We start from the raw sequence: 21074 nt of genomic DNA, 5'->3' as shown, positions 1-21074 counted from the left end.
AATATGAACAAAAATCGTTACAAACTCATTTTTAGTCAAGTCAAAGGTTGTCTCGTTCCTGTGGCAGAATGTATTAACTCAGCTATTAGCAATGGTTCATCTGATTCAACATCCACATCAGAACAAGTTGAAGAGGAACCTTTCCTTCTAGAACAATATTCACTTTCCTCCGTGTCTTTATTAGTAAAAAGCACGTTCAATCCTGTTTCGTATGCAATGCAATTGACTTGGAAACAGCTTTCTATTTTATTTTTAACTGTGATTTCTGTTCCTGTTTTGGCTGAGGGAAAAGGGGATGAAAGAAATCAATTAACAGTGATTGATAATAGCGATCATATTAAATTAGATGCATCTAATCTTGCTGGTAATGATAAAACAAAAATCTATCAAGCAGAAAATAAAGTTCTGGTTATTGATATTGCTAAACCAAATGGGAAAGGGATTTCAGATAACCGTTTTGAAAAATTTAATATTCCAAATAGCGCGGTGTTTAATAATAATGGGACTGAAGCGCAGGCAAGATCAACATTAATTGGTTACATTCCGCAAAATCAAAATTTAAGGGGAGGGAAAGAAGCTGATGTTATATTAAATCAAGTGACAGGTCCTCAAGAAAGTAAAATTGTTGGCGCGCTTGAAGTATTAGGTAAAAAAGCTGATATCGTCATTGCAAACCAAAATGGTATTACCTTAAATGGTGTAAGAACAATAAATTCAGATCGTTTTGTTGCCACTACGAGTGAGCTTATAGATCCGAATCAGATGATGTTAAAGGTTACAAAAGGAAATGTGATCATTGATATTGATGGTTTTTCGACAGATGGATTAAAGTATTTAGATATTATTGCTAAAAAAATTGAACAAAAGCAATCAATTACATCAGGGGATAATTCAGAAGCAAAAACAGATGTCACTCTTATTGCGGGTTCCAGTGAATATGATTTAAGCAAACATGAGCTGAAAAAAACGAGCGGTGAAAATGTATCTAATGATGTTATTGCTATCACGGGATCTAGTACAGGCGCAATGCATGGTAAAAATATTAAGTTGATTGTGACAGATAAAGGTGCAGGCGTAAAACATGATGGAATTATTTTGTCTGAAAATGATATTCAGATTGAAATGAATGAAGGTGACTTAGAACTTGGCAATACGATTCAGCAAACAGTGGTAAAAAAAGACCGAAATATTCGAGCCAAGAAAAAAATTGAAGTGAAAAACGCTAATCGTGTTTTTGTTGGTAGTCAAACGAAATCAGATGAAATTTCGTTAGAGGCGAAACAAGTTAAAATCAGAAAAAACGCAGAGATTAGGAGTACGACACAAGCCAAAATCGTAGCAAAGGGTGCCCTGTCTATTGAGCAAAATGCGAAGCTCGTCGCTAAAAAGATAGATGTGGCAACAGAAACTCTAACTAATGCTGGGCGTATTTATGGTCGAGAGGTTAAGCTTGACACTAATAATTTGATTAATGATAAAGAAATTTATGCTGAACGGAAATTGAGTATTTTGACGAAAGGAAAAGATCTTGAAATTATTCAAGATAGATATTTGTCTCCACTGATGCGCGTAAAAAGTAGTGTCCGCTTTTTAGGCTCTCCGTTTTTCTCAATATCTCCGTCGATGCTCGCAAGCCTTAGTGCACAGTTTAAGCCTGGTTTTGTGAATAAGGGACTCATTGAAAGTGCGGGGAGTGCAGAATTAACTTTTAAAGAAAAAACCAGTTTTTTAACAGAGGGCAATAATTTTATTAGAGCTAAAGATGCGTTAACTATTAACGCCCAAAATATTGAAATTGATAAAAATCAAGATATTCAATTGGGTGCTAATATAACGTTGAATGTGGAAGAAAACTTTGTTAATCGTGCAGGAACACTGGCAACTGGTAAAACACTGACAATTAATACCGAAAGTGGCAGTATTTACAATCTTGGTGGGACATTAGGTGCTGGAAAATCATTAAAACTGACTGCTAAATCAACGGAAGAAGGTATGGGAAATATTGTTAACCAAGAAAACGGTTTATTCCATACACTCGGTAATATGATGTTAGAAGCAGAGCGTTCTGTTTATAATATTGGCGATATTTATGCGAGTAAAAAATTAACAGTTCATACTCATAATTTGATTAATGATGTGCGTTTATCTGGCAATGTGAGTTATAAGCCTATCGGTTCAAGTCGTGATTATGATATCAGTCGTGTTGCGGTACATGGTTGGCACAATAATGTTTATAAGCTCAACTTAAATCTGCAAGAACAAGATAAAACCGATATTAAAGTTGTGAAAATGGGGGCTATCCGTTCTGATGGTGATTTTGACTTTAAGGGAATAAAGGCGACATCATCAGAATCAAAACCGCAGTTAATTAATCATGGATTAATTAATGTCAAAGGAACATTTAATGCGGAAGCTGATCAAGTGGTGAACCAAATGAAAGCGTTTAACCAAAATGCATTAGCAAGCGTGTTTAAGAATCCAGCGAAAATCACGATGTACTATCAACCACTTACTCGTTATATTTGGACACCATTATCGGGTAATGCATCGCGTGAATTTAACAATTTAGAGTCTTTCCTCGATGCCTTGTTTGGCTCAACAACAATCTTAAAATCAAGTTTCTATAGTACGGAAAATTTTAGTGCTTATCAGCTTCTATCTCATATTCAGCATTCACCAATGTACCAAAAAGCGATGGCACAAGTGTTTGGTGCAGAGTGGCATAGTAAATCCTATGATGAGATGCGAAACAAATGGAAAAGCTTTAAAGAAAATCCAACAGATTTCATTTATTACCCATCAGAAAAAGCAAAAATCCTAGCGGGAAAACTAGAAGGTAAGCTTACAACGCTACAAAATGGTGAATATGCCGAACGTGGTAAGTTTGATGAGAGTATCCAAATTGGTAAACACCAATTATCGCTACCATCAGTATAGCTTAAAGCGGAGTTTAGTGATAAAGAACGTTTGGAAGAGGACGGGGTAGATTTATCCTCGATCGCCGAACTCTTAGAAATGCCAAACTTATTTATTGATAATAGTATCCAATTAGAAAAGAAAAAGTTGTCTCCTATTGAGGATCTAGATGAAGAACCACGTAAAAATCTGGATATAGAAGAAAGCCATTCTAATTCATCGGATGACGTGCTTAGCATGAATGATGATGAGTCTGATACAGACGATAGCAAGTGGAGTATGGGCAATGATGAGAAAGAGATGCCCGATGATAAGCTGGGTATAAGTCGTGATGATCGTGGAAATAAACCACCTCGTACTGATCCTACAGTTGATTATCTTAACCCTGATGAATTCTTTGAAAATGGTTATCTCTTGAATGAGCTACTACAGGAGCTTGGAGAAGAGCCGTTACTAAAAGAAGGGGAAGATCATTTTAAACGTTCTACCAATCTAGTCCGTCTAGGCGAGAGAGATAGGCAAAATAGAGAAAAGAGAGAAAAAGAGGGGTATTTTGATCTGCCTGGTACATTAGATATGAAACTGCAGGAGTTATTCGAAAAAAGAAAACAAAAACACGAAGCAGAACAGAAAGCAAGAATAGAAAAAGCACTTCTACAAAAATCAGAACAACAAGAAAAACGTGTTGAAGAACGTAAGCAAGAGGAAAAACGTCAAGCGCAAGATAAAATTGCTAAGCAAGTAGAAATTGCAAAAGAAATGCAACGGGTAGAAGAAATTCGCCAGAGAGAAAAACAACTTGCGATCCAACTGCAAGAAGAAGAGAAGAAACAACAAGAAGAAAAACATTTATCCGAGGAGAAAAAACAAGCTGAACAGAAACAAAAAGCTGAGGAGAAAGTTGCACAAGAAAGATTAGACATTGAACAACAGAAAGCGTATGAAGAAATGGCGAAGCGAGAGGCAGAGGCATCAAAAAATGTTTTATTGAAAGCGATTGATGAAGAACGTCCAAAAGTGGAAACTGATCCACTTTTCCGTACAAAATTGAAATATATCAATCAAGATGACTATGCTGGTGCAAATTATTTCTTCAATAAAGTTGGTTTAAATACAAAAGGTCATCAAAAAGTAAATGTGTTAGGGGATAACTATTTTGATCATCAAGTGATTACTCGCTCGATTGAGAAAAAAGTAGATAACCACCTTAACCAAAAATACAATCTCAGCGATGTGGAATTAGTTAAACAGCTGATGGACAATTCCACAACACAAGCGCAGGAGTTGGATTTGAAACTAGGTGCGGCATTAACTAAAGAACAACAAGCTAACTTGACCCAAGATATCGTTTGGTATGTCAAAACGAAGGTAAAGGGCAAAGATGTGTTTGTTCCAAAGGTTTATTTCGCTTCTGAAACGCTCGTAGAAGCCCAAAAATTACAAGGTTTAGGCACTGGGACTATCAGAGTTGGTGAAGCTAAGATTAAAGCCAAAGATGTGGTGAATACCGGGACATTAGCTGGGAGAAAACTCAATGTTGAAGCGAGTAATAAAATCAAGGGAGTATTTTAAGTACTCAAGAAACACGTTTAGTCGGGCGTAAAGGTATTGAAAACGTATCTCGTTCATTTGCAAATGATGAATTAGGAGTCACTGCACAACGCTCAGAAATCAAAACGGAAGGTCATTTACATCTTGAAACAGATAAGGATTCAACTATTGATGTACAAGCATCGGATATTAAAGCAAAAACAAGCTTTGTGAAGACTGGTGATGTGAATCTCAAAAATACATACAATACTAAACATGCCTACCGTGAGAAATTCTCGCCGAGTGCACTACAAGTTGCAGAACTTGATGTGGCAGGGCTTAAAGTCCCACTTTTAGGCGTGTCGTCTCCATCCAGTTATTCAGAGCATACTAGTGAGGCAACTTCAGAGGGATCAATCTTCGAAGTAGGGCACTTACATCTTGCGGTAGACAGAGATGTGAACCAAGCGGGGAGTAAAATTAAGGCTAAGTATACCACTGGTGTTGTGAAAGGGAACTTTAATACTGAAGCGGGCAAGAATATTAAACATGTCGAAAAAGAAGAATATAGTTCACAGCTATTTGCTTCAGCACACGCGAGTGGTGGTGGCACCTCAGTTCGTTATGACTATAACAGCCAAGATGGTGGCAATGCCTCTGTTGGTGTTCCGACAAACCATACTGGAGTTGGGGCAGAGGCAGGAATGTCATTCACCCATACCAAAGACAAAGAAACACTGCTCACTCACACCAATAGTGAATTACAAGTCAAACATGGGAAATTACATGTGCTTGGTTATGCCGATATTGGTGGAGTAGATATTAATACTAAACTACCAGAAGATGCACAAAGCAAAGCACAGAAAGAGATAGCGGCTAGCAAGCCAGAGAAGACCGAGCAATCTGCACAGGATGTGGCTCAAGCTCAATCAAATGCCAATAAGGATAAGGAAAATAAAGCCCCAGAAATAAAAGAATTATCAGAGGCTGAAATCGCGGATCTCATGTCAGAAAAATCAAAAGCGTATTTTGATGATTTTGCAGAGCAAGCGAAAAAAGCACCTGAAAACAATCGATTTGAATTGTCTGCGAAAGAAATTAAGTCGAGCAAACAAAAAGACCAATATGATCATGAGTCTGAACGGACGACTTTTAAAGTTGGACCTGAAGCGGAGGCTCATTCTGCGGTTGCCGATATGGTGAGCCATTTAGTGAAAGAATATAGAGATGCACAAAATGGGACTAAACAAGACGGTACAGTAGCATTACAACATGCTAGTGATGTCTTAAATATTGTGACGGGGGATTTAGCGGGGAGTTCAGCTAAATTGTCTGTTGAAAGAACACATGAGACAAAACGAACGACAGAAACGGGGGATATTGTTACTAAGATTGGTGGCAATGTCACACTGTCAGCACGCAGTGGTAGTGTGAACCTTAAAAATGTACAAAGTGATGAACAAGCTAATTTGACCTTAAGAGCAAAAGAAGATGTGAATGTGCTGTCTGGTGAAAAAACACGAGAAACCACAGAAACAGTATCAAGACAGAAACTTTCTCATGGTGTGAACGCAGGTTGCAGTATGATGAGTGGCGCCTGTACTGCCGGTGTTAGCACATCACTTGAAGGAAATGAAAGCTATACGTCAGAACGTGAAACGGCTCAAAATAACAGTTTCTTAAAAGCACGCAACATGAAAGTTGAAGCAGGTCGCGATTTTAATGTTGTCAGTTCGAATATTGATGCAGATAAGCTCGATCTCCACGTTAAAGGAAAAACGAATGTGGTATCCAAACAAGATACGTTACAAAAAGTGACGCATGGAGTTGACTATAATCTTTCCGCTGGCGTTGCACTTTCTAGTGCAACAATTGCTACCCCAACCGGTAATGTTGGTTTCGGTTATACCAATGAGACCGAAAGCAAGCGGACGGTTAATCAACAAGCAGGGATTAAAGCGAATAAAATTACAGGGCAAACGCATGACTTAAATCTTGAGGGGGGATATCTTGTCAGCAACGATAAGGATAATCAGCTGAAAGTTACCGGCGATGTCACAACTAAAGCCCTTCACGATCAACATGATAAAGATGGTGGAACATTTGGTTTATCTGTGGGTATCAGTGAACGTGGTACTACCGCCTTTAATGTACGAGGTGGGCGAGCTGAACAGAAACACTATAATGCAACGCAGAAATCCACTCTTTCTGGCGTGGATACCTCTCAAGCGAATGTATCAGGTCAAGTGAATACAGATTTAACCAAGGCAAAAGCTGTCACACGTGATGATACTTACGCAAGTACGCAATTTAGTTTTGAAGTGGCAGATATTGTGGAATTAGGACAGAGAGCGAAAAACAAGCTGTCAGCACCAAACAATGACACCGATATGGCGTCAGGCTCCACATTACGCTCGCGTTCTACTACAGAAGAAGCAGATGTACCAACAACAAGATCGCGTGTAACGGATGAGGCGGATTCTGTATCCGTGAAAAATCCGATTTATGAAAGTGCAGATGCTGTTGTACCAACACCACGTAGTAGAAATGTGGACAGTACCGATCTTGTGGACAATCCACTGTATGCTAGTGCCACTACAAAAGCAAACATCCATGATTATGAAGAAATTCCAGCCGTTTATAGCAAAGTCGGTGATAACAATGCTGATCTTGTTCGTCATAAAACGGCAACTAGTGATGAGCATCTTTATGCAGAGATTAATGAACCAACATATAGCCGTGTTGGTGATAAAAATGCAGATATGAGACGTCATAACGCGGCAGGTACAACAGACTATGCCGATGTCGTGCAAGCACATACAAGAAAGGCAGATGATCCACTACCAGCATTACCGAATCAGGGTAAAGCAAGAACGGTAAACGACGGTTCAGAGCATATTTATACTGATATTAGCGACGTGGGCACTCAAACTAAAGCTATTGATAGTACTTATGCAACAGTAGGCATGCCGAAAGCGAATGCCGTTGACAGCACTTATGCAACAGTAGAGACTCCAAAAGTGAAAGCGGTGGAAACGACTTATGCCACAGTAGACATGCCAAGAGCTAAAGCTGTAGAAAGTGAGTATGCAACGGTTGCTGAGCCAAAACACAGAAAAGTAAGAAACGTTACGGATGAGTTACCCGCATTACCAAACGAAAGCAAAGTAAGAACAGTGAACGACGGTTCAGAGCATATTTATGCTGATATTCGCGACGTGGGCATTCAAACTAAAGCTATTGATAGTACTTATGCAACAGTAGGTGTGCCGAAAGCGAATGCGGTTGACAGTACTTATGCAACAGTAGAGGCGCCAAAAGTGAAAACGGTGGAAACGACTTATGCCACAGTAGACATGCCGAGAGCAAAAGCTGTAGAAAGTGAGTATGCAACAGTTACTGAGCCAAGAAGTAGAAAAGTAAGACGTGCAACGGATGAATTACCAGCATTACCGAATCAGGATAAAGCAAGAATGGTAAGCGATGTTGCAGAGAATCTTTATGCTGAAATTAGTGATGTTTCTAACAAAGCGAAGCGCTCTTTACCAGCTATTCCTGATAACCAAACGAAAATTGTGGAGAGTGAGACTGATAGTGATTATGCCACAATCGGTAGTGGACCAGTAGCACGTCATACGGAAGATGTAGATGTAGTGACACATATACAACCAAGAGCAAAAAGACAAGTAAATGAGTTAGCTTATGAATCTATTCCATTTGATGATTTAGCAGTACAAAATCTTGGTAGCATAAGCACTAGACGCGCTGAAGTATTAAAATCGACAGTGGCAGAAGAGGTTACACCGACTTTATCAAAACATTCAGCGACTTTAAGCAAAGATATAGAAATCAACAACAAGGTTAACATCGCGGTTAATTCAGATGCTGAAGTAAGTAGCAGAATACCAGTGACTGAGGACATTTATGCAACGATCAACAAGAGTCCGGAAGCACGTGCGAAAGCGAACGCTAAAGCAGATGAAGCCTTAGTGAAATATCCAATTGTGAAAGCTGAAGTTGAAGATGACATACCTCCTACATTACCGATTCGACCTGAATTGAAAGATGCGGCTAGTATGAATAAGAGGTTTAAAGCGAAAAATGGAGATGTGAAATCAAGTGAAACAGAGGGTACAACTGTATCGCAGAAAATTAAAAGTTTCTTCTCAGGTAGTAATTCTGCTAAACAAACAGAAAAAATAGTAATAAAAGATAATGCTCAAGACACTGTGGAAGCAAATAAAACAAAACCAGTGAGTGAACGTGTTCAACAAAAAGAATTAGTTGAACAATCTCGAGGCGTGTTGAAAAAGGCTCAGGATCAATTCCAACCATTGAAAGTGAAACACAAAATTGATGCGGTTCGTGCTTCAGTGGAAGAATATGGTGGTGAGGTCAGCTTTAAATATGCTCAATCTAAAGGCGAAGTATATAAAGAGATCGTGAAACATATTGAAACGCAAAACGGTGTTTGTGAATCCACTTGTGCACATTGGATTGTTAACAAAGTCACTAGTCAAAGTGAAGACTTTTGGAATACGATGTATGAAGGGGGTAAGAAAGGTCACTTAAAGCAAGAAACTATTGACTCTATTAAGAAACTTCAAACTGAGTTTATGAATAGTGGCAGTGCGACACAACAATTCAAGTTAACCGATAGTTGGTTACAAGAGCAAGGAGTCGTGCCGAAAGAGAAGAAAGTTGGGAGTGCAAGCCGCCGTGATGAAGTGGCAGGTACTGTATCGAAAAGTGATATTTCCGCTTTAACAAAAGCGATTTTAGATACTGGTAGTGATATTTCCGGCGTGAAGAAAATATCGATTAATCTTGAGGGAGGCTCACACACAGTGTCTGCGGCAGTTCAAGGGCAAAAGGTGGTGTTCTTCGATCCAAACTTCGGTGAAATGACATTCCCAAGTCATCAAAAATTTGAAACCTGGTTAAAAGAAGCTTTTTGGAATAAGAGTGGTTATGCAGGTAAAAATGACGGAAAACGTTTCTTCAATGTGGTGAACTATGAATTACCAGCCAACGCCGAGAAAAAGTCGGGTAGTGCGAAATTTGCAACAGAAGCGAATGATGTTAACTTCAACAGAAAAGTATCATCTGCGTTTGAGGCGAATGACAATATTCAAATTAAACGTGATGATGCACGTGGTGAAAATTATGTAACAAAAAACAATGTAGTAACTGCGATCACGAATACTGACTATATTCCAAAACCAGTAACAGATGTTGATGCACAGTTTGAGAAAGTCAGAAAAAAAGCCAAGTCAACAGATCGTACAAAAGAGGCTGAGAAAAAATTAGCCTTGATTGCAAAAGAGGCAAAAAATCTGCCAAAAGCGCATTTATTAAATGCGACAGATGAACTTCTGAATGGTCCAAGTGCAGAAAATGTTGTGGCTTTAATCAAGCAATCGCAGAAAGAGGGTAAGCCTTTTGTGAAAGGCTCATCAATTGATAGCTTTGAAGGTGAGAATGCAAAAAATGCGGGTAAAATTTTCAAAAATATCCAATTTGATGAAAGTTATGTTGAAACCAGAAAACAAATTAATGACAAACTCGTAGAGAAGCTTGAAGTGAACAAAGAATTTCATGATTTGATGAATAGCAAACTTTCGGGTAATGAAGCGGGGATTCGCAAACTGTTTGAGATCGTTGAATCAGCGAAAAGAGAATCGCTACAAGAAGTAACAGGCATTAGTGGTAAAAAGGCGACATTAGCGTTAGATATAGAAAGTAGTCCGTTATCCACAACGCAAGGATACTATGTTGACGATAAAGTGCATTTAAACACAAAGCCAATCCTGAGTTTCTTAAAAAATAAGAAACAAAACAATAAGGAAATTCTTGATACGATTGTCCATGAGTTGACGCATCATGACCAAATGCAGATTGCGAAGAATAAGAATGGCAATATTTCTGACGCAATTAAGCTTGATGCGAAGCTACTTGATTTAAATAAGGATCATTACATTGATTCAGAACAAAGTTTCTCTGCATATAAAAAACAGCCTTTAGAACGAGAAGCGTATAGTTCTGGACAAGAGCTAAGTGACAAATTAAGTAAGCTTGTAGAGCGTGGTTATATGGGCGGGAAAGTGCAAAATATTCAAACTATTGAGCATTTACCAAATAAACTGAATAACCTTGAATCACCAAGAGCAGCACAATCTGAGTTAGGTGATAATGCGTTAATCTATGGCTTAAAATATGGCAGAAAAGAGTTAATTGCAGCAGCTAATGCCGCAGATGCTGAAGGTAAAAATGCTATTTTAGCAGATAGTTATGTGGGTAAATTAAACCTTGGCTTTGAATTCGGGCAATTAAGTGCATTTGCAAAACAAGTAAAAGCTGGCAAGGTGTCTGAGCAAGATATCCAAGAGCTCGCCTCATTTAATGATGCAACGTTAAAAAATGCTCGTAAAGATGATTCAAAACATCGTATTAATGATGCCAATGTTGAAGATAATCAACGCATTATTCGTGAATTGATTCAAAATGAAATTGCAGTAGATGCCTTAAAACGTATCGCAACACTAAGTGATCAAGAACAAGAGATGTACAATGCATTGAGAAAAAATGAAAAATTTGATATGGAAGAATTAAACGAGTCGGCAAGTTATTCGGCTGAAGAAAACGCTGCAATTCGTGCCTATAAAGAAACACAAACTGCATTAAATGAAGCGAGAGTGGATTTCTTTACAGAAAAAACTAAATTTATTGCAAAAGAAACCTTAGAACGTGGTGGTCAGCTTTATTTTGCTTTAGACGGTATGGCGACAGATACACCAACATTCAGAGAAAACACAAAGATTGATTTGAATCGCCTAAAAGAAGTATTTGATCCAAGCAATCCGTTCTATGATTCGGTGACCTCAAGAGAGTTGAGATTCTTGTATGAGAACTACAAAGATCATCCAAACTTGAAGTTTACCATCAAAAATCAGGTGATTGAGAACCCACTAAAAACCTTAGAGATTCCAACAGCAGAAAATATAGCATTGTCGGCTGAAAATACGCCGGTTTATAACAAGAAATTATTGCCGAATGTATTCAAACAATTTAAACGTAAAGAGAAATCTGAGGGACCAAAAATTGAACATCTTGGTAGCAGTCCGGATAAGGATTCCTTCTATTTTCCATTAGATAAAATTGTGACGAAGGATCGTGGTATTTCGAAGGATATGAAAGTAAATCTGGAGAATATTAAAAAAGCCTTCAATCCGAAAGACAAGCATTACAATAGCGCAGAGGCGAAAAGCTTAAGAGCACTGTATGAACAAGATCCAACGATGTCTTCTACTCGATTTGTTATTGGAAACCAAGTGATTGAAAACCCATTCAAATCACAAGATTTACAAGACTATATCCAGAAGTATCATGTCACAGCACCTGCGGTAGTGAAGAAAGCTAAACCTTTACCAACGTTACCAACTAAGGCGACGGTAAGTAAAGAATCTGTTGGACAACAATCGCCTCTTGCAGTAGATAAAAAAAGAGTACAATCACCTAACTTAAAAGTAAAAGCGGAGCAAATGGCAGATCCAAATGCGATTTATGCACAGGTGAATAAAAAGAAAACGAAATCAGTAGATACAGTAGAGGGTTTCTATCCTGAATCACAACTGAAAACCAGAAGTGATAAAATAGTCGAGCAGACAAGCCAGACGCCGACCACTGAGCCTGTTTATGCGGATTTACAATTCCCAGTGACAGGTAAAACTCAACGCGTGATTTCTTCTCAGCAAGAAACTATTTATGAGGAGGTAGGTAAGAAACCACAAGAAGAGCCTATTTATCAAAACGTGATTAGAAAAAGCGTAAACAATAAATAGTATCTTGCTAAATAAGTAAATCATATAAAATATAAGGGGCTCATGATGATCCCCTTATATTTTTGCCACGAGGCAAAGGATTATGGAGCTTGCTAGACTTTGAAAGCAAAAACTTTCTTAAAAAAGCACCACACTTTAGTTTATTCTCAAAAGCACACTAGATTTCAAAAAAGATCGTTAAGTAGATATTTGTCTACGACGAGGAGATGCTCTACTAAGGTGGGCTTGTGTGCTCAAATTTAATGTGCTTTAGTACACATTGCTAAAATTCGAAGAACCAAGTTAGGGTAACACATACTTCTATGTTTTTAGGTAACTGTTCCCAAAAGTGCGGTGTTTTTTTAAAGAGTTTTACCAATAGATTATAGGGTAGGCATGATAGGCATTGTTAAACGTCCAGAAAAATCCCTCTCTTTGTTGAAGAGAGGGAGGTATAACAGGGGTATTAGGCTTAGCAATTATTCGTCCATGTAACCTAAGCTACGTAAGGCACGTTCATCATCCGCCCAACCTGATTTGACTTTCACCCATAGTTCAAGATGGACTTTGTTATCAAACAAACGTTCCATGTCGGCGCGGGCTTCTATACCAATTTGTTTGATTTTTTGCCCTTTATTGCCGATCACCATTTTTTTCTGACCTTCACGTTCAACTAGAATTAATCCATTGATTTCGTAAGTGCCGCGTTCGTTCAATTTAAATTGTTCAATTTCTACGGTAACAGAATAAGGTAATTCATCACCGGTAAAACGCATGAGTTTTTCACGGATGATTTCGGAGGCCATAAAGCGTTGTGAACGATCAGTCACGTATTCTTCAGGGAAATGATGCGTACCTTCATGTAAAGATTCACGCACAATTTTTTCTAATTCTGCGATATTTTTGCCCCCTTGTGCCGAAATTGGGACTACGTGGGCAAAGTCAAATTTACTGGTCAGCTCGGTAATAAATGGTAGCATCTCTTCTTTGTTTTTGATGTTGTCAATTTTATTAATTGCGAGCACCACGGGGGCTTTCGCCGCACGCAATTTATTGAGCACCATTTCATCATCTTCATTCCAATGCGTACCATCTACCACAAAGATAATCAGATCCACATCACCAATTGCACTGCTTGCTGCACGGTTCATTAAACGATTAATCGCGCGTTTTTCTTCAATATGTAAGCCCGGTGTATCAACATACACTGCTTGATAAGGACCGTCAGTGTGAATACCTACAATGCGATGACGGGTTGTCTGCGCTTTGCGTGAGGTAATTGAAATTTTTTGCCCCAAGATTTTATTCAAAAGGGTGGATTTCCCTACATTAGGACGACCTACAATAGCAATAAAGCCACAGTAAGTTTTGGCGTTATCCGCCGTCTTTATTTCGTTCATTTCATTTCCAATAATTGTAAAATTTTTTCTGCTGCCGCTTGTTCAGCTTTACGGCGACTTGCACCGCTTCCCATAAAAGTGCGGTCAATATTTTTCACGTAACATTCGACAGTAAACGTTTGGCAATGGGCTTCACCTTTGATTTCAACCACATTGTAAGTTGGGAGAGGAAGACGTTTACCCTGTAAATATTCCTGTAAGCGTGTTTTGGGGTCTTTTTGATTGTCACCCGGTTGGATTTGTTTGAGCTGTGCTTGGTACCAATGTTGTACGATTTTCGTGGTAGTGGCTAAGTCACTATCTAAAGAGATAGCGCCAATAATGGCTTCCACACAGTCAGCTAGAATCGACTCGCGACGAAAACCGCCGCTTTTTAATTCGCCCGGTCCGAGCGATAAATAATCCCCCAATTCAAATTGGCGAGCTAATGACGCGAGCGTCGGCTCACGTACTAGCGTGGCTCGCATACGACTTAATTCCCCTTCATTACATTTGGGAAACTGGTGATAGAGTGCTTCAGCAATGATGAAATTTAAAATGGCATCGCCGAGAAACTCAAGACGCTCGTTGTGCTTAACCGCGGCACTGCGGTGTGTTAATGCTTGTTTAAGCAACGCCGGTTGGTTAAATTGATAACCAATCTGGCGTTGTAAACGTTCTAAATTTTGAGTCATTACTTATTACTTAATTTCTGTAAAAAAGCGTTCAAAACGGACGCCTGTTGGCCATTGATCTTGTTTTTTATCTAAACTCAACCAAATATATGTGGCTTTCCCCACAATGTTTTTCTCTGGGACAAAGCCCCAAAAACGGCTGTCTTCACTGTTATTACGATTGTCGCCCATCACAAAATAATGCCCTTCTGGTACGACCCATTCTGTCACATAATTGCTTTGTGAACGGTAGGCTTTATAACGAAAACCTTCTGAAATTGGTTCAGGATACCAGTGAATTTGGTGAGACACATCGCCTGTTTCGGTGGTTTCTAACGGCGAAGGACCATATAGATATTCACCTTTATGATCACGTCCAATCAGAAACTGAAAGTCGGGATTTTCTTTAGGCTCAGTATAGCTAAAGATTTTTGTTTCACAGTCACTGTGACATTCTTGACCGTCTTTCGCATAGGTTAAAGTTAATTGACGCGTGTATTCGTTGTATTGCACTTTATCGCCCGGTGCGCCGACAACACGTTTAATATAATCTACGCTAGGTTGTAACGGGGCTTTAAACACAATAATATCGCCACGTTCAGGTTTGCCAGTTTCAATTATCGTGTTTTGGAACACAGGATCTTTAATCCCGTATGTGTATTTTTTTACTACCAAAAAGTCACCAATACGCAATGTTGGTTCCATTGATGAAGATGGAATTTGAAAGGGTTCAAACAAAAAGGAACGTAAAATTAACACAAAGGCGAGAACCGGAAACAGTGAAGATAAAAACTCTCCGCCTTCTGAGATGGGTTCAATTTTAGCCTTTTCTTCATCGCTGAGTGCTTTGCCAGAACGTTGTTCTGCACGCGCAATTTGTCTTGCGCGCCGTGGTTGGACCGTAAAACGGTAATAGCACCACAAGGCGCCAGAAATGACGGTCAAGAGAATAAGCAAGATGGAAAACGTGTTAGGTAAGGCAAAATAATCTAATACTTTCCAGACACCGAACCCTGCTACTAACAATAGAATGAGGAAGAAGTTAGACATAGTATTTCCTGATGTTCCTTATTTGTCTTTTCCGACATGTAAAATCGCTAAGAAGGCTTCTTGTGGTACTTCGACGTTACCCAAAGACTTCATGCGTTTTTTACCTTCTTTTTGTTTCTGTAAGAGTTTTTTCTTACGGCTAACGTCACCACCATAACATTTTGCTAATACGTTTTTACGTAATTGTTTGACGGTAGAACGGGCAATAATGTGGTTACCAATCGCCGCTTGAATCGCAATATCAAATTGTTGACGTGGAATGAGTTCACGCATTTTCTCCACTAATTCACGACCACGATAAGGTGCATTATCTTTATGCACGATTAACGCTAACGCATCGACACGCTCACCATTGATCATAATGTCGACACGTACCATATCGGCGGCTTGGAAACGTTTGAAACCATAATCTAAGGAAGCATAACCACGAGAAGTCGATTTTAAGCGGTCGAAGAAATCCAGTACCACTTCGCCCATTGGGATTTCATAGGTCAATGCCACTTGGTTACCATGGTAAACCATATTGGTTTGTACACCGCGTTTTTCTACACAGAGCGTAATGACGTTACCTAAGTAGGTTTGTGGTAACAGCATGTTACATTCTGCAATCGGTTCACGAATCTCCGTAATGTTGTTGAGTGGCGGTAATTTTGATGGGCTATCCACATAAATCACTTCACCGTCGGTTTTTTCCACTTCATACACTACTGTCGGTGCTGTGGTAATCAGATCAAGATCGTATTCGCGCTCTAAACGCTCTTGAATAATCTCCATGTGGAGAAGTCCTAAGAAACCACAACGGAAACCGAAACCAAGTGCGGTGGAGTTTTCAGGTTCATAGAATAATGACGCATCGTTTAGACTAAGTTTACCGAGCGCATCACGGAATGCTTCATAATCATCAGAGCTAATTGGGAATAAACCGGCATACACCTGTGGCTTAACTTTCTTAAAACCCGGCAGGACAGAAGAAGCTGGATTGTTGTGCGAAGTAAGCGTATCACCCACGGGTGCCCCTAAAATATCTTTAATGGCGCACACCACCCAACCCACTTCACCACAATTTAAAATGGTGGTATCGACTTGTTTTGGGGTGAAAATACCAAGACGATCCACATTGTAAGATTGTCCTGTAGACATCACTTTGATTTTATCGCCTTTGCGTAATGTGCCGTTTTTAATGCGCACTAAAGATACTACGCCTAAGTAGTTATCAAACCACGAGTCGATAATCAAGGCTTGTAATGGTGCATTCGGATCCCCTTCGGGTGCAGGGATTTTATGCACAATTTCTTCCAACACATCTTCAATACCCACACCGGTTTTTGCTGAACAGCGCACCGCTTCCATCGCGTCAATACCGACAATGTCTTCAATTTCTTCTGCAACGCGTTCAGGATCTGCTGCGGGCAAGTCGATTTTGTTTAAAATCGGCACCACCTCTAAATTCATTTCAATTGCGGTATAGCAGTTAGCTAAAGTTTGTGCCTCGACACCTTGTCCCGCATCCACCACTAATAATGCGCCTTCACAAGCGGCTAAAGAACGCGATACTTCATAAGAGAAGTCAACGTGACCTGGCGTATCGATGAAATTTAATTGATAGGTTTCGCCATCTTTCGCTTTGTAGTTTAAGGTCACACTTTGTGCTTTGATCGTGATCCCACGTTCACGTTCAAGATCCATGGAATCCAACACTTGGGCTTCCATTTCACGATCAGATAAGCCACCGCAAGTTTGAATAAGGCGGTCAGAGAGTGTCGATTTACCGTGGTCAATGTGTGCAATAATAGAAAAGTTACGTATATTCTTCATATGAAAATCAATTTATGTATAAAAATTGGATAAAGTTAAACTGCCAGATTTTACCTGAATATTGATGAATTCGCTAGCAATAGCGTAAACACGCACTGAAATTGGTGTAAATTTTTTATCTCAAGCACTGTTCTTTATGAAGTCAAGTGAGGGCACAGAAATAGCTGTACAAAAACAAAAACACCTCGTTTTTATCTCGAGGTGTTTTTTCAAGGGGCAAATGGATGTCAATTATAGACTTTGTGTGAATGTACGAGTAATCACATCACGTTGTTGTTCAGGTGTTAATGAGTTGAAACGTACAGCGTAACCTGAAACACGGATTGTTAATTGTGGGTATTTTTCTGGGTTATTGACCGCATCTTCTAAGGTTTCGCGGCGTAATACGTTAACGTTTAAGTGTTGACCACCTTCTACTTTGACTGTTGGGGCGATATCAACTGGTAATTCGCGATATTCGATTTGACCTAATTCACTTACTGCAACGATTTGATCTTCAACGAAGTCACCTTTAGCACATAAACAACGCGCTTCACCTTTTTCGCTATCTAATAACCAAAATGAGTTTAATAAATTGTCATTAGCCGCTTGGGTAATTTGAATACCTTTAATCATTGTCTGCCTCCTAAGTTGGCGATTTGTTAATCAGTGTAAATTGGTCAGAATTTTATCAAAATTTTTGATGATTTCAAATCGTTTTGACCTAGAACAAAGGGTTTTTATAGGTTAATTTTCAAATTTTGATTTAGATCAATAAATGTTGTAACGTTATGATTTTAAACATCTTTTATTTAACAATAAATAAACATTTATTTAACAATCTGCATGCAATAACTGTCAATTTTATAGGAAGTTCTTTATAATCGGAAACTCAACAATTGGAGGAAAAAATGAAGACGTGGAAAGATGTGATTGGTACTGAGAAAACACAACCTTATTTTAAACATATTTTAGATCAGGTTCATCAGGCTAGAGCATCAGGTAAAATTGTCTATCCTCCCCCGCAAGAGGTGTTTAGTGCTTTTCAGTTGACTGAATTTGAAGCTGTAAAAGTGGTGATTATTGGTCAAGATCCTTATCATGGTCCCAATCAAGCACATGGGTTGGCGTTTTCTGTTAAACCAGGTGTGGTACCACCGCCTTCCTTGATGAATATGTATAAAGAATTAACACAAGATATTGAAGGCTTTCAGATCCCCAATCATGGCTACTTAGTGCCTTGGGCGGAACAAGGAGTTTTGCTGTTAAATACTGTGTTAACGGTAGAACAAGGTAAGGCGCATTCGCATGCTAGTTTTGGTTGGGAAACCTTTACTGATCGTGTGATAGCAGCCTTAAATGCACAACGTGAGAAGTTGGTGTTTTTGCTTTGGGGGAGTCATGCACAGAAAAAAGGGCAATTTATTGATCGGCAAAAACATTGCGTCTTCACTGCGCCACATCCTTCGCCACTCTCTGCCCATCGTGGTTTTTTAGGTTGTCGTCATTTTTCCAAAACCAATGCCTATCTAATGGCGCAAGGGCTATCGCCAATTCAATGGCAATTAGCTTCGCTTTAATCTCAACGTTATTCAGGAAAGAACATTATGTTAGCCATTATTTCTCCAGCCAAAACCTTAGATTTTGAAAGTGCGGTACCAAAATTTGAATTTTCTCAACCGCAGTTAACAGAGTATAGTGCCCAATTAATTGATGTCTGCCGTCAGCTTTCGCCTGCGGAGATCGGCTCGTTGATGTCGATTAGCGACAAGTTAGCTGGCTTAAATTTTGCCCGCTTTGCAGAGTGGCAAAAAGCGCATACGGAACAAAACTCTCGCGCGGCAATTTATGTGTTTAAAGGCGATGTATATACCGGATTAGACGTTGAAAGTTTATCGCAGCAGGATGTGTTATTTGCCCAACAACATTTACGTATGTTGTCCGGCTTGTATGGTTTATTAAAGCCACTTGATCTCATGCAACCTTACCGTTTGGAAATGGGGACAAAACTGGTGAATAGCAAAGGGAAAGATCTTTATGCTTTTTGGGGAAATGTGATTACCGATACTTTACAGCAAGCGATCGAGGCACAGGGCGATAATGTTTTAGTGAATTTAGCCTCGGATGAATATTATAAATCAGTAAAAGAAAGCCAATTGAATGCAAGGATCATTAAGCCTGTGTTTTTAGATAATAAAAATGGCAAATACAAAGTCATCAGTTTCTATGCCAAAAAAGCACGCGGTTTAATGTGTCGCTATATTATTCAAAATCGTTTAAGCGAGGTGGAACAATTAAAAGGGTTTGATTTAGGCGGGTATTGGTTTGATCCAACGAGTTCAAGTGAAACCGAGTTCGTATTTAAACGTGATGTGGCGGAATAGTATGCAAAAAATTCTCTTCATATTAACTGCACTGATTGGGCTGTTACTTTCAGGCTGTGCCAGCAAACCGCAATTAGTGGCACCGCAGCAGATTACCCATAATCAACACACCTATACTTTAGCCACGCAACAAGATTTGGGGAATCTTGCCCGTTTCTTTTATTTAGAAGAAGGGGAAAGTGTAGAAAATTGGAAAAGTGCGGTGGAATTGTTATTTGATCGTAATCCCATGCAAGTCAGCTTAGATGATCGTATCGCATTGCGTCAACGTGTCTATAAAAATACTGGGGTCAAACATTTTAAATTACAGCAACAACAGGAAACCCTGTATTCTTTTGTCATCTATGAACCGACAGTGAAAAATAATGATTGGCAAGTCGATGTAGCAAAAGGAAAAGGCATTGCGGGCTGTGGATTTGTGCAATACCAATATTCATTAAAAATTCCGAAAAGCAAAAAATTGCGCCACATGAAAAATGAAAAAGTGATTCGTTATTTGAAAAAGTATGTAGTAGAGAAAGAAATGAAGCACATTAAACAAGTGGCTTGGCAATGGATGTGTGCATAGATGGAAGAAAAAAGCTATTCTTCACAAGTGAAAAAAGCGGCAAATTGTGCGGTCTATACTGCTTTAATGTTGATTCTGGTGAAGGGATTTGCATGGTGGGAAACAGGCTCTGTGAGCATGTTGGCATCTATTGTTGATTCCACCTTGGATTTAGCGGCTTCCTTTTTAAATATGCTGATTTTACGTTTTGCCTTAATGCCAGCAGATGATAATCACTCATTTGGTCATGGTAAGGCGGAATCTCTTGCTTCATTAATTCAAAGCGCCTTTATCTCTGGCTCCGCGGTTTTTCTCCTCCTGCAAGGGATTCATCGTTTTAATGATCCTCAACCGTTAACCAATCAAACTCTAGGGATTGCCGTCATTTGGTTTTCGATTGTGATCACTTCCGCGTTAGTGTATTACCAAAGTCGCATTATTCATAAAACGGGTAGTCCGGCGATTAAAGCGGATCGTTTACATTACCAAACTGATATCTACATGAATGTAGCGATTTTGATTTCTCTCGTGTTCACTGCGTTTGATTTTATTCTGGCGGATGCAATTGGGGCAATTATCATTGCGGTTTATATTTTGGTCAGTGCACTAAAAATGTTATTTGAAGCGGTACAATTACTGTTGGATCGAGCGTTACCTGAAGCAGAAATTCGTCAAATCGAACAAATCATTTTGTCAGATAAACGTATTTTAGGGTTTCATGATTTGCGTACTCGTCAGTCAGGCGCCATTCGCTTTGTCCAGTTTGATTTAGAGCTCGATGATCATTTGTCTTTTTTAGAAGCACACGATATTACCGAACAACTTGAACAACGACTTCGTCAGGCGTTTGCACGAGTCGATATCGTGATTCATCATGAGCCAACAAGCGTAGTACAAGCCGAAAAATTAGAAAATGCTAAGCTAGATCAAATGTAGTAGGATTTTTCATAAATTTTGCTAGAGCAGTTTGTATGAATAGT

At 39.2% G+C, this 21074-nt stretch carries 9 protein-coding genes and 1 pseudogene; 5 read left to right on the top strand and 5 right to left on the bottom strand.

Annotated features, from left to right (window positions below):
* The first annotated feature begins 3 nt into the window (after positions 1–3).
* Positions 4–12287, top strand: a pseudogene (locus tag CKV69_RS10850) (YopT-type cysteine protease domain-containing protein).
* Between the two features lie 458 nt (positions 12288–12745).
* Here CKV69_RS10850 and era read toward each other — a convergent pair.
* The 5 genes from era to grcA form a co-directional block, all read right to left on the bottom strand.
* Entirely contained in the window at positions 12746–13666 is a 921-nt protein-coding gene (gene era / locus CKV69_RS06010; protein ID WP_010906461.1) for a GTPase Era, read from the bottom strand.
* Positions 13663–14340 (bottom strand): ribonuclease III, encoded by a 678-nt coding sequence (gene rnc, locus CKV69_RS06005; RefSeq protein ID WP_010906462.1) that lies wholly within the window; start codon positions 14338–14340, stop codon positions 13663–13665. Before rnc ends, era begins: the two co-directional genes overlap by 4 nt.
* Before the next feature lie 6 nt (positions 14341–14346).
* Positions 14347–15369: a signal peptidase I gene (gene lepB, locus CKV69_RS06000; RefSeq protein WP_014326311.1), complete on the bottom strand. Its 1023-nt coding sequence runs from the start codon at positions 15367–15369 to the stop codon at positions 14347–14349.
* Between the two features lie 18 nt (positions 15370–15387).
* Positions 15388–17184: a translation elongation factor 4 gene (lepA, locus tag CKV69_RS05995; protein WP_005722312.1), complete on the bottom strand. Its 1797-nt coding sequence runs from the start codon at positions 17182–17184 to the stop codon at positions 15388–15390.
* 231 nt (positions 17185–17415) lie between these two features.
* Positions 17416–17799, bottom strand: a complete 384-nt coding sequence (gene grcA / locus CKV69_RS05990) for an autonomous glycyl radical cofactor GrcA (RefSeq protein WP_005718923.1) — start codon at positions 17797–17799, stop codon at positions 17416–17418.
* Between the two features lie 263 nt (positions 17800–18062).
* Between grcA and ung the strand changes: the two genes are divergently transcribed.
* The 4 genes from ung to CKV69_RS05970 are packed head-to-tail and all read left to right on the top strand — an operon-like array spanning position 18063 to position 21030.
* Positions 18063–18743 (top strand): uracil-DNA glycosylase, encoded by a 681-nt coding sequence (gene ung / locus CKV69_RS05985; RefSeq protein ID WP_223848002.1) that lies wholly within the window; start codon positions 18063–18065, stop codon positions 18741–18743.
* A gap of 27 nt (positions 18744–18770) precedes the next feature.
* A complete protein-coding gene (yaaA, locus tag CKV69_RS05980) occupies positions 18771–19547 on the top strand; it encodes a peroxide stress protein YaaA (RefSeq protein ID WP_014326309.1) in 777 nt (258 codons plus the stop codon).
* Position 19548: 1 nt separating this feature from the next.
* Positions 19549–20115, top strand: coding sequence for a 6-phosphofructokinase (locus CKV69_RS05975; RefSeq protein ID WP_005722317.1), 567 nt, complete (start codon positions 19549–19551; stop codon positions 20113–20115).
* A complete protein-coding gene (locus tag CKV69_RS05970) occupies positions 20116–21030 on the top strand; it encodes a cation diffusion facilitator family transporter (RefSeq protein ID WP_005753332.1) in 915 nt (304 codons plus the stop codon).
* Positions 21031–21074 lie beyond the last annotated feature (44 nt).

The organism is Pasteurella multocida (assembly GCF_900187275.1).
Taxonomy (GTDB): domain Bacteria; phylum Pseudomonadota; class Gammaproteobacteria; order Enterobacterales; family Pasteurellaceae; genus Pasteurella; species Pasteurella multocida.
Note: the sequence above shows the minus strand (reverse complement) of the source record. Positions and strands in the feature narration are given on the sequence as shown.

What these genes read in the sequence shown, in the direction of transcription:
- lepA (WP_005722312.1), bottom strand. Translation starts at nt 17,184, where the DNA reads ATGAAGAATATACGTAACTTTTCTATTATTGCACACATTGACCACGGT.
- grcA (WP_005718923.1), bottom strand. Translation starts at nt 17,799, where the DNA reads ATGATTAAAGGTATTCAAATTACCCAAGCGGCTAATGACAATTTATTA.
- yaaA (WP_014326309.1), top strand. Translation starts at nt 18,771, where the DNA reads ATGTTAGCCATTATTTCTCCAGCCAAAACCTTAGATTTTGAAAGTGCG.
- CKV69_RS05970 (WP_005753332.1), top strand. Translation starts at nt 20,116, where the DNA reads ATGGAAGAAAAAAGCTATTCTTCACAAGTGAAAAAAGCGGCAAATTGT.
- lepB (WP_014326311.1), bottom strand. Translation starts at nt 15,369, where the DNA reads ATGTCTAACTTCTTCCTCATTCTATTGTTAGTAGCAGGGTTCGGTGTC.
- rnc (WP_010906462.1), bottom strand. Translation starts at nt 14,340, where the DNA reads ATGACTCAAAATTTAGAACGTTTACAACGCCAGATTGGTTATCAATTT.
- CKV69_RS05975 (WP_005722317.1), top strand. Translation starts at nt 19,549, where the DNA reads ATGCAAAAAATTCTCTTCATATTAACTGCACTGATTGGGCTGTTACTT.
- era (WP_010906461.1), bottom strand. Translation starts at nt 13,666, where the DNA reads ATGAACGAAATAAAGACGGCGGATAACGCCAAAACTTACTGTGGCTTT.